Annotated in this window: 1 pseudogene; it reads right to left on the reverse strand. The window is 57.6% G+C overall.

What is annotated here, in order from left to right:
- Positions 1-85: 85 nt before the first annotated feature.
- Positions 86-396 (reverse strand): annotated as a pseudogene (locus H0248_RS21460) (DUF4123 domain-containing protein); the annotation flags it as partial.

Genomic DNA, 396 nt, shown 5'->3' on the forward strand with positions numbered 1-396 from the left:
GCCGTCCACCGCCCCCAGCGCGGCAGTATCTGCCATATCGCTGTGATCAGCCCCGAGATGACTCTTGTCAAACCGCTTGCCACGCTCATGTTCGTCCCTTTTGTTCTTCCAACGCCTGACGCCCACCTTCCAGATAGGCGAATGCCCATAACCGACGTTGGCCATCTACCGCTCCGGCCTGCTCCGCTTTTCTCAGCGCCTTGCGGACCATGCTCATTCTTTCGCAGGGCGGGAAATGTCTGATGCTATCCCCCTCTTGCCACAGAGCGAGCAGGCGATGCTCGTCAGGCGAACCTTGCAACGCTTGATATAACTCAGGCGTCAATCTCACCAGAACAGGTTCAGTGGGAGGAATCGATAGACTCAGTTCGCGCCAACTGCCGTCGCATTCTCGTA

Source organism: Pectobacterium brasiliense (assembly GCF_013449685.1).
Taxonomy (GTDB): Bacteria; Pseudomonadota; Gammaproteobacteria; order Enterobacterales; family Enterobacteriaceae; genus Pectobacterium; species Pectobacterium brasiliense_A.